This window comes from Burkholderia sp. AW49-1 (assembly GCF_053427845.1).
In genome coordinates, this window is record NZ_JBSAXF010000006.1 from 227,575 (window position 1) to 239,635 (window position 12,061).

Annotated in this window: 9 protein-coding genes; 4 read left to right on the plus strand and 5 right to left on the minus strand. The window is 67.2% G+C overall.

The annotated features are described in order from the left end of the window. Positions 1-83 precede the first annotated feature (83 nt). From ACV22W_RS12700 to ACV22W_RS12710, 3 genes are all read right to left on the minus strand, one after another. The gene (locus tag ACV22W_RS12700) at positions 84-1,562 is read right to left on the minus strand and encodes a sensor domain-containing diguanylate cyclase (protein ID WP_448019580.1); all 1,479 of its coding nucleotides are present in this window, start codon (positions 1,560-1,562) and stop codon (positions 84-86) included. A 142-nt stretch (positions 1,563-1,704) separates the two neighbouring features. Continuing rightward, positions 1,705-2,799, minus strand: a complete 1,095-nt coding sequence (locus ACV22W_RS12705; protein ID WP_448019581.1) for a potassium channel family protein — start codon at positions 2,797-2,799, stop codon at positions 1,705-1,707. 60 nt (positions 2,800-2,859) lie between these two features. After that, positions 2,860-4,194, minus strand: coding sequence for an NAD(P)/FAD-dependent oxidoreductase (locus ACV22W_RS12710; protein WP_448019582.1), 1,335 nt, complete (start codon positions 4,192-4,194; stop codon positions 2,860-2,862). Between the two features lie 239 nt (positions 4,195-4,433). On the opposite strand from ACV22W_RS12710, the gene ACV22W_RS12715 reads away from it, so the two are divergent. Next, entirely contained in the window at positions 4,434-5,081 is a 648-nt protein-coding gene (locus tag ACV22W_RS12715) for a hypothetical protein (RefSeq protein WP_448019584.1), read from the plus strand. Positions 5,082-5,299: 218 nt separating this feature from the next. On the opposite strand, the gene ACV22W_RS12720 is transcribed toward ACV22W_RS12715, so the two are convergent. Next, positions 5,300-5,509 (minus strand): hypothetical protein, encoded by a 210-nt coding sequence (locus ACV22W_RS12720; RefSeq protein ID WP_059464641.1) that lies wholly within the window; start codon positions 5,507-5,509, stop codon positions 5,300-5,302. A 532-nt stretch (positions 5,510-6,041) separates the two neighbouring features. Between ACV22W_RS12720 and ACV22W_RS12725 the strand changes: the two genes are divergently transcribed. Both ACV22W_RS12725 and ACV22W_RS12730 read left to right on the plus strand, forming a co-directional pair. Next, entirely contained in the window at positions 6,042-6,896 is an 855-nt protein-coding gene (locus tag ACV22W_RS12725) for a helix-turn-helix domain-containing protein (RefSeq protein ID WP_059464640.1), read from the plus strand. A gap of 120 nt (positions 6,897-7,016) precedes the next feature. Continuing rightward, positions 7,017-8,684 (plus strand): ATP-binding domain-containing protein, encoded by a 1,668-nt coding sequence (locus tag ACV22W_RS12730; RefSeq protein ID WP_448019586.1) that lies wholly within the window; start codon positions 7,017-7,019, stop codon positions 8,682-8,684. A gap of 56 nt (positions 8,685-8,740) precedes the next feature. Here ACV22W_RS12730 and ACV22W_RS12735 read toward each other — a convergent pair whose 3' ends face one another. Then, the gene (locus ACV22W_RS12735) at positions 8,741-10,300 is read right to left on the minus strand and encodes a methyl-accepting chemotaxis protein (protein WP_448019587.1); all 1,560 of its coding nucleotides are present in this window, start codon (positions 10,298-10,300) and stop codon (positions 8,741-8,743) included. Between the two features lie 228 nt (positions 10,301-10,528). Between ACV22W_RS12735 and ACV22W_RS12740 the strand changes: the two genes are divergently transcribed. Further along, complete coding sequence (locus ACV22W_RS12740) at positions 10,529-12,043, plus strand: MDR family MFS transporter (RefSeq protein ID WP_448019588.1); 1,515 nt, start codon at positions 10,529-10,531, stop codon at positions 12,041-12,043. The last annotated feature ends 18 nt before the right edge of the window (positions 12,044-12,061 follow it).

A 12,061-nucleotide genomic window follows, 5' to 3' on the forward strand; every position in this document is an offset into this window, starting at 1 on the left:
ACATCGCGGCGAACTTGTTTTACGTGCGTCGGCAACGCCTGGTGTACGTCACGAAGTCTTCCGGCCGCACGTCGTGATGCGCGTCATGCAGGCGGCTGAAAGGCGACGACCTTGTTCCGGCCGGTCGCTTTCGCGTAGTACAACGCCTCGTCGGCAGCCTTGATCACGGCGTCGGCCTCCCCATCGTGCTCGGGCGTCCAGCTCGCCAGGCCGATACTGGCCGTGACGTGCCCGTGTTCGCTGCCGGCGTGTTCGAGCGGCAGCCCGTCGATCGCCGCGCGAATCCGCTCGGCAATCTGGGCGGCGCCCGGCTCGGACGTATCGGGGAGCAGCACGACGAATTCCTCTCCGCCATAGCGGGCCGCGGTATCGGCGGGCCGGCGGATGTTGTCGCCGATGCAGCGTGCCACCGCAGCCAGCGCGTCGTCGCCCGCCTGATGGCCGTAGGTATCGTTGTAGGCCTTGAAGCGATCGACATCGACGAACAGCAACGAGAAAACCGATCGCGCCCGCCGCGCGCGACGCCATTCGCGATCCAGCACTTCCGCGAAGCTGCGGCGATTGTTCAGGCCGGTGAGGCCATCGGTGCGGGCGAGCAGCACGAGTTCCGACTCGGCGCGGATCCGGTGCCGGAGCTGCGTGCCGAGCATGAAGGACACCGCGATGAACGCGGCGCCGAACGTCGCCACCAGCGCGCCGATCGTCATGGCCCGGTGCCGCCATGCCGCATAGATATCCTGCTCCGCTTCCGCGACCATGATGATCAGCGGCAGCTTCGGCAAGTGCCTGAAGTAGTAGAGACGACGCACGCCGTCGAGCACCGAGGTTTCGGAGAACACGCCCTCACGCGCGGCCTGGAACCGCTTGAACGTCGCGGCCTGGCTGATGTTGCGACCAATGGTGTGGACGTCGTACGGCTGACGCATCACCATCACGCCGTCGTTGCCGATCAACGAGATCGATCCATGTTGTCCGAGCGACAGGCCGGCAAACAGGTGATGGAAATACTCGAGGTTGACCGCGATGAGCACGATGCCGGCAAACGAGCCGTCGGGGTTCGAGATCCGCCGCGTGAGCCCGATGCTGGGCGAACCACCCCGCAGGCGGGACGTGAACGGGTCGCTGACATAGAGCCCTGCATCCGGATTGTCGCGGTGAACGGTGAAGTACTTGCGATCGGCGAAATTGCCGTGGCGCGGCACGTCGTTGGCCGAATCGAGGACGATGTTGCCGCCGGCGTCGAGCACCAGCATCGAGCCGAGAAACTGTGCCGTCATCGCGTTATCGAACAGCACCGCGCGCCGCAGGCTCGCAGGCGCCGCCATCACGTCGTGACGTTGAAGCCGGGCGATGACCGCCTGCAGCGACAGGTCGTAGAGTTCGAAATTGCGTTCGATGTCGCGCTCGGCGATCAGTCCCAGATTGCGAGAAGTTTCGCTCGCCCGCTCGAGCGCGTCGTTGCGGCTCTGGAACAATTGCAGCACGCACAGACCCATGAGCGCGCAGGCGATCACGATACCGATCGCGACGATCGTCTGGGGAGCCGCCGACCTGAATTGCATGTGTCTCCTCGATGATCACGCTCATGCGCGGCGCACGACGCGATTACTTCATACTAAATAACGCGCGGTGGCATATCAAGCGGGGATGCAACGGTCACGGCGCGCCAGTGGCATGCGATGCCGCGTGTTGCCCATCCGTCCTTCACACGTCCGGGTCCGGAATCCTCGCCGACTGGATCACGACCAGCGTATCGCCCGCCTCGATCCGGCAAGGCGGATCCTCGTAGAACGAATGGATCTTCCCGCAGCGATCGAGCCCGACGACGATCGCACCCGGCACGACGTTCGTCATGCAGCCGATCTCGTGCGGCAATGCCTCGCGCTCCAGCAGCGTCGCCCGCCCGCGCGTCGACAGCATGTCGTTCACGAACGGCACGATGTAGCGGCTATGCACCGCATCCGCGAGCAGCAGCGCGCCGATCTTCGTCGACGACACGATCACGTCCGCGCCCGCCTGCCGCAGTTGCCGCTGGTACAAGTTCTCCTGGATCCGCACGACGATCTTCGTCTCCGGCGCGATGCTGCGCACCGACAGCGTCAACAGGATCGCGGTCGGGTCGTCGGTCACCGAGATGATCACGGCCTTCGCTGCGCGCACCTGCGCCTGCTGCAGCAGATCCTCGTGCGCGGGATCGCCGAGCAGCCCGGTCACGCCGAGCGAAGTCGCGGCCTCGAGCGCCTGCTGCTGCGCATCGATCACGATGATCGTCGACGGATCGACGCCGCTTTCGAGCAACTCGCGCACGGCGATCGACCCCGACAGGCCGTAGCCACATACGACGATGTGATCGGACAGTTGCTTCTGCAGGCGTTTCATGCGGAATTCCTCGATGACGCGCTGGATCACGAACTGATATGCCGTGCCCAGGAAGATGAACCAGATGCCGATGCGGATCGGCACGATGAAGAATGCATCGATCAGACGTGCGCGCGCGGTGACCGGCACGATGTCGCCGTAGCCGACCGTCGCGACCGTGACCATCGTGAAGTACACGAGGTCCGCAACGTTCATCGGCGTGCTCTTGGTCGAATCGCGCAGGCCGTCGCGATCGAGATACAGCACGAGAAACGCCAGCACGCACAGCACCAGGACCGCGCCGAGACGGAACAGCAGCGTGCGCCGCGGCGAGGTCGCCGGACGCGTGAACAGCGTGCGCGCACGCGGCGCCCGCCATGGGTCGCGGGCACGACGCAGGCGTGCGCGCAACGGGCGGCGCTTGTCGGAGGGTGTTGCCAACGGGGAATCTCCTGAAGATTGCGGGCTCGATTCTACGACGGGAACACGCAGGCACGTCCGCTACAGCATGCTGCGCGGCCGGACCATCGTCCCGTCGGCGAAACGCCGTGCACGGAACGCCGACAGGTCGAGCGACGGCGCGCCCGTATCGACCCATTCGGCCAGCAGCCGCCCGACGATCGGCCCCATCGCGAAGCCGTGCCCGCAGAAGCCGGTCGCGATCGCGAGCCCGGACGGCGTGCCGGGCGCGTCGATCACCGGAATCCCGTCGGGCAGCACGTCGATCAGACCGGCCCATGCCTCGACGATCTGCGCGTCCTTCAGCGCGGGAAAGATCGCCTTCAGCTTCGCGAGCGCGCGCGGCGCATGTGCGCGATTCGGCTGCGGCTGCGGATCGCGCGGCTCGATCGGGCCGCCGCCACCGCCGATGCGCGCGCAGGCATCGCGCCACGCCGCCGCATTCAGATGCAGCCGGAACTTCTCGCGCTGAGACCAGAACTCCGGCCAGAACAGGCTCAAACCGCGCAGATGGCCGAGCGTCAGGTCGACGTCGACCTGCATGTCGTCGGCGAGATTGATCGTGCCGTTCCTGCGTTGCCGAATGCCGAGGCCGTGCCCCCAGATAGTCGATGCGGACACGTCGGGCAGCACGTTGGTGCGCATGCAGGTGCCGCGCACGGCCTGCTGCGGCAGCCGGATGCCCACGCCGTCGAGCAGCCGGAAGCTGGTCGCGCCGGCCGCGCAGATCACGCGCCGCGTGCGGATCGTGCCGCGCTCGGTCACGACGCCGACGACCGCGCCGCCGGCCATCTCGATCGCAGTCACGCCGCAGCCTTCGAAGAAACGCGCGCCGGCTTCGGTCGCGCGCGCCGCGAATGCGGCGGCCACACGGCGCGGCTCGGCCTGCCCGTCGGTCGCCGTATACAGGCCGCCGAGCGTGCGCGCTTGCGCCGACAGGCCCGTCACGCGCGCGTCGATTTCCGCGCGTGTCAGCGTGCGCGTGTCGAGGCCGTGTTCGCGTGCGACGGCGAGCCACGCCTGGAACGATGCCCAGTCGTCTTCGTTGTCGGCCATATAGAGGCAACCGCCCTGGCGCCATTCGAGATCGAAGCCGAGCGCCTGCTCGAGCCCTTCCCAGATCCGCATGCCGGCCATCATCAGCGGCACTTCAGCGGACTCGCGGCCCTGCTGCCGCACGAAGCCCCAGGCACGCGTCGATTGCTGGCCGGCGATGCGCGACTTGTCGAGCACGACGGCCTTCAGGCCGCGCAGGCCGAGGTAATAGGCGGCCGCGCAGCCCATGATGCCGGCGCCGGCGATCACGATGTCGGCTTCGGCCGGAAACGCCGTGTCGGCATGCGTCAATGCGTCATGCAGCGGATAGGTTGTCGTCATTGTTCTCTGTTGGCGTCGATACGTCGGGCGCATCCATCGACGTTCGCGATGGCGTGCACCGGATCAGGCGGTCGGGTCCCGGACAAGGCCGGCGAATGTGCAGGACGCTCGATGAACGGTCCGGCATCGGCCCTGCCGCCGGTCGTTTTTGCTCATCGGCCGTCCCCATTTTTTCGCCTTGACGGCGCTATGTTACCGCGCGATAAACTGTACATCCATACAGTATTGCCGCAGTAAAAATGATCCTCCCTCCATTCGATCCTCCGAAGCTGAACGACCTCACCGAATGGTGGACGAAGTGCACCTACGCAGACGTACAACGCCTGATACTCGAAGTGCAGCACCTTCGCCTGACGCTGTGGGAACTGAAAGCGCACGTCGCGGATGCGTCGCGCCGGATCCGCGTGCTCGATCCGGCCATGCTCGCGCATGGCTCCGCGCTGCGGCGGCTCGGCTATCTGCTCGACAAGGAGATCGCACGCGCGAATCCGATCGGCCGCACGCGCGACGTGTATGCGCCGTTTTCGGATGAGTGGCGCGCCCGCGAAGCGCTGCGCTGTGCATTGCGTGCACGGCCGGAGCCCGCGGAAGCCGGCACGCTCCCCCACGCGATTCCGGAATTTCAGCGGGTCACCTGGGCGGAGCTTCGCGATCGCTGGCGTCACCTGAGCGACAAGCAATCGACCCGCCAGAACATCGAGCAGCGGATGGTGCTCGAGATCGCGCGCCAGCGATCCGTGATCCTCGCGCGCGCGAGGAAACTCGTCGATGCCGCGATAGCCGAAGCGGCGGCGGAAGGAAAGCAGTTGTTCGCGCTCGATCAACTCAAGCGGCTGGTGTCGGTCGAGCGCGAGGACGGCGAACCGTTCACGTACATGCCGGCGTAGGTCGATTGCATCCGGCCGCCATTGAGCGAGAGCCGAGAGCCGCGCCGGCGCGTGCGTCGACGTATCGGTTCGCACTTCTCAACAGATCGAACGCTGGCGGCCGTGGAGCCGACGATCTTGCGGTGCTTTGCCAATGCCACCCACGCCGAGCATTCGGAACATCCGACGTGCTTTTCGCCCTGAATGAGCGTGCCCGTCCTGCGCGGGCGAACGATGCGCTACGCGTAGCGGCTCAGCCACTCCTCGGAGAATTTCTTCGCATAGGCGACGGCATCCGCTTCCGTATCGAATTCGCCCAGCTTGCGGAATGCCGCCTCGCGGCTGAAACCCAGCTTCGTGACCTCGACCTGGGCGGCGTACTTGCCGTCCTCCGTCACGCGCGGTTCGCAGTTCATCTCGTACCCGCGCATCACAAATTTCTTCTGCATTGCTTCAAACACTATTTTGAGACGGAGGAATCGTAGCATGCGCCCGCGCCGCATTCACGCCGGCTGCTGAAACGGGGCAGCATCGTTTTTTTAGAGTAAACCGTCAAACGATCCGCGTATAAGATGCGGCTCCGTCGAGCCGCACGCACGGCGTCCTGTAAAAATTTGTCGCCGTCAGGGTGACGCGATGCCGCAGTCCGGTCACGCATGCGCCCTGCTCTGGTGCATTTCGTCTGCAGCGCGACGCAATTACGTACCGCCAGGCGAGGAATCGTGTCCCGGCCCCTCGCGATCCGCGCCTGAAGGTTGCGAACGGGCCAGCGGCGCGCGGCACACGCCGCAGGGTCGCGCGTAACGTCGTGACACACCTTTCACAGAAACGCACCTTTCGCGACATGGAATAACAGTCGTTTTGCGGTAAAGTTATCTTTTCCGCGCGTGGCCGGTCGGCTCGCCCCCTGGACGTCGTCAAGACTGTCCGCCGAGACTGCCGCAAGGCGTCGTTCTGAACGTCACGATCCGTTCCCGTAGCATGACCACTGAAGCAATCACCACGGATTCCCTCGCGGTTGCCGAGCGCGTGCGCGAGTTGATGACTCGCAACGGCATCGGCAAGCGCCAGCAAACCACCGAGCTGTGCCGCATCCTCGACCTGAGCTTTTCGCAGGGTCACCGCAAACTGCGCGGCAGCAGCCCCTGGACGCTCGCGCAGATCAAGAAAGTCGCCGAAGCGTACGGCGAGCCCGCCGCTCAACTGTTCGGCGCGCAGACACTCGACCCCGGCATGGTCGGCGCCTATTCGCAGGAAGCCGTCCTGTATGCCGGTGTCGCCGAAATTCCGTGCACCGCCTGGATCGGCGCGCCGCTCGAAGCCGGCGCACGCCCCGAGTTCGTCGCGTACGAACAGAACGGCCGCTGGCGCGTGCTGCGCCATACGGGCGTGCTGTACCAGAACGCCTACGACGTGCACAAGATCGAGATCTATCCGCGCCGTGCGGAGAGCGACAAGCTCGTCGTCGCGGTGATCGATCCCGATCGCGTCAGCGCGACCGAGCTGTGCCGCTATCTCGAGCGGCAGGGTTTCGCAACCGCCGCATTCGACGGTCTCGCGCCATTCGTCGACGCGCTGCAAGGCCAGGCGTTCGACGCGGTCGTCACCGAATGGCTGTTCGACGACAGCACGGCCGCCACCGCGATCAAGGCGGTGCGCACGTCCGACAATCCGGGCGCGCCGATCTTCGTGCTGACGGGCGACCTGCTCACGGGCCGCGCGAGCGAAGCGGACATCAGCGAAGTGATCCGCGCATTCGACGTCGTCTGCTACGAAAAACCCGCGCGCATGGCGATCCTCAGCGCCGATCTCGCGAAGCGGCTCGCACGCGGGTAATTCCCGCACGCACGCCTCCTCTTTCGCATGGCCGGCGCCCGCGCGGCGCGGCGGCCGTGAACAGGTTCCTCAGTACAATAGCCGGACCCTGTTCACGACCGGCCTGCGCCGCCCGACTTCATGGCCCGCCTCATTCCCGACGACTGGAAAAGCCTCGCCGCCACCGGTGCGGCCGAACGCGAGCGCGAGACGCTTGCCGCCCTCGAACACGCGCTGCCGGACAGCTACACCGTCTATCACGGCGTGCACTGGACGCGTGCCGACCAGGGCTTCTCGGTGTTCGGCGAAGCGGCGTTCGTCGTCGTGAGCCCGGCCGGCCGCGTACTGCTGATCGAGCAGAAAGCCGGCTTTCTGCGCGAGACGCCGAAGGGGCTCGTGAAGGTCTACCTGCAGAAGGAGCGCAACGTCCCGATCCAGCTCGCGCGCACGCAGGAGACGCTGCACCGGCGGCTGACCGCCGCGCTCGGCGCCGGTGTCTACGGCGTCGAGGCGTTGCTGTACTGCCCCGACTACTCGATCCGCGAGACCGCGATCGCCGGCGTCGCGGCCGACCGCATCGTCGACGCATCGCGCAAGGCGCAGCTCGCGCAGGCGATCCTGCAGATCCTGCCCGAGCACGACGAACCGTTGCCGAACGCTGCGAAGCTGCATCATTTCCTCGCGGACGAGCTGGCGCTCACGCCCGACACGAGCGCGCTCGTCGGGCAGGCCGGCACGCTCGTCACGCGGCTGTCGGGCGGGCTCGCCGCATGGGCGCGCCAGCTCGAGTTCACGCCGTTCCGCTTGCGCGTGACGGGCACCGCCGGGTCGGGCAAGACGCAGCTCGCCGTGCAGGTGATGCGCGACGCAGTCGCGGCCGGCAAGCGCGTGCTTTATGTGTGCTTCAACCGGCCGCTCGCCGACTACATCGCGCGCATCGCGCCGCCCGGCGCGAACATCGCGAACTACCATCAGCTGTGCGACTGGGTGGCCCGCGACGGCGGCTATACGCCCGACTTCGACGCGCCCGGCGCGTTCGAGCGGCTCGAGGCGCGCTTCGCGGAAGCGCCGGTGCCGGAACGCTGGCGCTTCGATGTACTGATCGTCGACGAGGGACAGGATTTCCACGCACCGTGGGCGGCGGCCCTGGAGCGCCTGCTGGCACCGAACGGCGCATGGTGGTGGCTGGAAGACCCGCTGCAGAACCTTTATCTGCGCGAACCCGTCGCGCTGCCGGGCTGGGTCACGCTGAAGGCGCTGACGAACTACCGCAGCCCGCGCGACCTGCTCGAATTCGTGCGCGACGTGGTCGGCCGCATCGAGCCGCTCGCGGCCGAACTGCGCTCGGGCAGCCCGTTCGATGGTTCCGATCCGGCGGTGTCGTCATACGGGGAAAACGGCGCTGCGGGCGACGCGCTCGCCGACGCATGCATCGACGCGACCAAGCGCGCGATCACGCACGCGCTGTCGCTCGGCTTCCGCAAGCAGGACATCGCGGTGCTGTCGTATCGCGGCCGCGAAAGCTCCGTGCTCGCGCGGCTCGACCAGCTCGGCCCGCATCGGGTCAAGCGCTTCACGGGCAAGTACGACCTGTTCGGCAACCCTGAATATCGCGAAGGCGACGTGCTGCTCGATTCGATCTATCGCTTCAAGGGGCAGTCCGCACCGTGCGTGATCCTCACCGAGATCGACTTCGACACGTTCGATGCGCGCGCGGCCCGCAAGCTGTTCGTCGGCGCGACACGCGCGACGATGAAGCTGCTGCTCGTCGCGTCGGCGCGCTCGGCCGCGCAGCTCACGGGCGGCTGACGCGGCGGTCAGCGGGCGGCGGGCGCGCGGGAAACTGACGCCCCGCCCGCCGCGCGTCACGCGACGCGAAACGCCCCCACCGCCCGGCGCAGCCCGTCGGCCTGCTCCTCGAGCGAAGCAGCGGCCGCCGCCGCCTGCTCGACCAGCGCCGCGTTCTGCTGCGACACCTGGTCCATCTGCGACACCGCGCGGTTCACCTGCTCGATCCCGTCGCGCTGCTCGTTCGACGCGGCCGCGATCTCGGTCATGATGCCCGTCACGCGACCGATCGCCTGCTGGATGTCCTGCATCGTCGCGCCGGCCACGCCGACCAGCCGCGACCCCGTCGCGACACGCTCGACCGACTCGCCGATCAGCGTGCGGATCTCCTTCGCGGCCGACGCCGAGCGCTGCGCGAGCGTGCGCACCTCGCCCGCGACCACGGCGAAGCCGCGGCCCTGCTCGCCCGCACGCGCGGCTTCGACCGCCGCGTTCAGCGCAAGGATGTTGGTCTGGAACGCGATACCCTCGATCGTGCCGATGATGTCGGCCACCTTCTGCGAACTCTGGTCGATCTCGTTCATCGTGCCGATCACTTCGCCGACGACCGTCGCGCCGCGCGTCGCGATCTCGCTCGCATTGTCCGCGCACACCTGCGCCTCGACCGCGTGATCGGCGTTCTGCTTCACGGTCGCCGTCAGCTGCTCCATGCTCGCGGCCGTCTCCTGCAGCGCTGACGCCTGCTCCTCGGTGCGCTGCGACAGGTCGGTGTTGCCGGCAGCGATCTGGTGCGTCGCGGTCGAAATCGCTTCGGAGCCCTGGGTGACCTGACGCACCGTATCGGCGAGGCTGCGCTGCATGCCCGTCACGCCCTTGACCAGCTCGGCCATCTCGTCGCGCGACGACCAGCGCACTTCCGACGTCAGGTCGCCGTCCGACAGGCGGCGGAAATGCGACAGCAGACGGTTCACCGGTTGCGTGATCGCGAAATGCAGGCCGATCGCGCAGCCGAGGCACGCGGCGAGACCGAACGCAATGCCGGCGATCGCGCCCGCGCGCATCCAGCCGTAATAGGTCTGCGCGGTGTCGTAGACGTCCTTGCCGCGCGCGGCCTGGTACGCGTCGAGGGCATCGGTCGCCTGCGTCAGCGCGACCGACAGCGGCGGCGCGACCGTCATCAGCAGCCGGTCGGCATCGTCGCGATGGCCCGCGCGGATCGCGTCGATCATCGGCTTCAATGCTTGTCCGATCAGCGCCTGGCGCGCGGTGTCGAGCCGCGTCGCGAGCGGGCCTTCATCGCCGTCGTGCGGCATCGTCGCGTAGGTGCGCCACGCGGCATCGGCCTTCGCGAGATAGTTCTCGGCCTTGTTGACGAGATCGGCCACTTCCGGCGCCTCGGGATGCAGCAGCGCGCGGTCGAGCGTTGTGCGCACGATCGTCAGGTTCAGGCTCGCGGCGGACAGCGCGGTCTTCGCGGCCAGCTGGCGCGTATAGGCCTCGTCGAGCGCACGGTTCGAGCTCTGCATGCCGGTCAGGCCGATCAGGCCCGATACGACGAGCAGCGCGGCGACGAGGCCGAGCGTGGAAAAAATCCGCGTACGGATCGAGAAGCGGGAAAACAGGGCGTTCAGGTTCATGACGGGACGTGAGCGGTAAAGAGTGCCGCGGCAATCGGTCCGCGGCACTCTGGATTACGGTTTGCCTGCAAAAAACTTGAGCCCGGCCCTTTGTCGGGCTGATCGCGATCAATTTTCCGGTCGGCAATCTTCTGTTACCGATGCAACAAATCAAGGCTCGGCAGAAATTGACCAGGCAATGACTTACCTCTATATTCCGATCAATTCCCTGCCATGGCAGATATCTCGATGAGAACCGATACCCTCCTTGCCCCACCGGCCGCCGAAGCGGCCCGCCGCGACGCGCCGACCGGGCTGATCGTGGCCGCGCTGCTGCTCGTCATGCTGCTGTCCGCGCTCGACCAGACGATCGTGTCGACCGCGCTGCCGACCATCGTCGGCGAGCTCGGCGGCCTCGACCAGTTGTCATGGGTCGTCACCGCGTACCTGCTGTCGTCGACGGTCGTGCTGCCGCTGTACGGCAAGCTCGGCGACCTGTACGGCCGCAAGATCGTGCTGCAGGCAGCGATCGTGCTGTTTCTCGCCGGTTCCGCGCTGTGCGGCATGGCGCAGGACATGACGCAGCTGATCGTGCTGCGCGCGCTGCAAGGGCTCGGCGGCGGCGGGTTGATGGTCGTCACGATGGCCGCGATCGGCGACCTCGTGCCGCCCGACCGCCGGGCGCGCTATCAGGGGATGTTCGGCGGCGTGTACGGCCTCGCGACGATCGTCGGGCCGCTGCTCGGCGGCTTCCTGGTCGAACATCTGTCGTGGCGCTGGATCTTCACGATCAATCTGCCGCTCGGCTTCGTCGCGCTCGCGGTGATCGGCATCGCGTTCCGGCCGCACACCGCGCATGTGAAGCACCGGATCGACTACATGGGCGCCGCGTTCCTCGCGACGGCCCTTACCTGCGTGATCCTTTTCACGAGCGAAGGCGGCTCGCTGCTGCCGTGGTCGTCGCCGCAGCTGTGGATGACGCTGGTGCTCGGCATCGTCGCGGTCGGCGGCTTCATCTACGAGGAACGGCTCGCGGCGGAGCCGATCATGCCGCTCGAACTGTTCCGCCAGCGCACCTTCGTGCTGATGAGCCTGATCGGCTTCGTCGTCGGCATCGCGCTGTTCGGTTCGGTCACGTTCATTCCGCTCTATCTGCAGGTCGTGAAGGGCTCGACGCCGTCGCAGGCCGGGATGCAGCTGCTGCCGATGATGGGCGGGATGCTCGCGATGTCGGTCGCGAGCGGCCGGCTGATCTCGCGGCTCGGCACGTATCGGCCGTTCCCGATCGCGGGGACGCTGATCGGCGGCATCGCGATGGCGCTGCTCTCGACGCTGTCGCTCGACACGCCGCTGCACACGATGTACGCGTACATGGCGCTGCTCGGGGTCGGGCTCGGCATGGTGATGCCGGTGCTCACGCTCGCGGTGCAGAACACGGTCGAATTCCGGCACATGGGAGTCGCGACGTCGGGCGCGACGTTGTTCCGCTCGATCGGCGGCTCGCTCGGCGTCGCCGCGTTCGGCGCGCTGTTCTCGCACGGGCTGCAGTCGCGGATCACGCAGGCGCTGCCGGCCGGCACGGAGCTGCCGCCCGCGCTCGGCCCGGCGGCCGTCCACCAGTTGCCGGATGCGGTGCGCGATGCGTACCTGCATGCGTTCGCCGGGTCGTTGCACGTGGTGTATCTCTCGGCCGCGGGCGTGATCGCAATCGCCTTCGTGCTCGCGTGGTTCGTCGAGAGGACGCCGCTGCGCGAGCATCACTGATCGGCGGGCACGCAGCGG